General features: G+C 50.7%; 1 pseudogene. It reads left to right on the forward strand.

Annotation, left to right across the window (positions count from 1 at the left end):
* Positions 1–369: pseudogene (locus C1642_RS19865) on the forward strand (hypothetical protein); the annotation flags it as partial.

A 369-nucleotide genomic window follows, 5' to 3' on the forward strand; every position in this document is an offset into this window, starting at 1 on the left:
ACTTGAGCAACAAGTGACTGCGACTGTTAATCCTGATGGTAGCTATACAGCAGAAGTACCAGCAGGCTTTGCCGATGGCGAGTTGACCGTTAAGGCAGAAACGGTTGATCGTAATGGTACTCCGGTCAATGCAGAAGACAGCCTGTTGAAGACCGATCATGACAATGATCCATCTACACCGGATCAAGGTGGTCTGGACCGCGTTGACGGCACGATTTCTGTTGATGTGGATAACCAGGGCCATATCACAGGTGGGACCACAGATGTAGCACCGGGTAGTGAAGTGACCTTAACCATTACCGGTCAGGACCAGTCAGGCAATCCGCTGGAACAACAGGTGAAAGCCACAGTTAATCCTGATGGCAGCTA

Source organism: Acinetobacter sp. AKBS16 (genome assembly GCF_002899995.1).
In the GTDB taxonomy this organism is placed as follows: domain Bacteria; phylum Pseudomonadota; class Gammaproteobacteria; order Pseudomonadales; family Moraxellaceae; genus Acinetobacter; species Acinetobacter baumannii.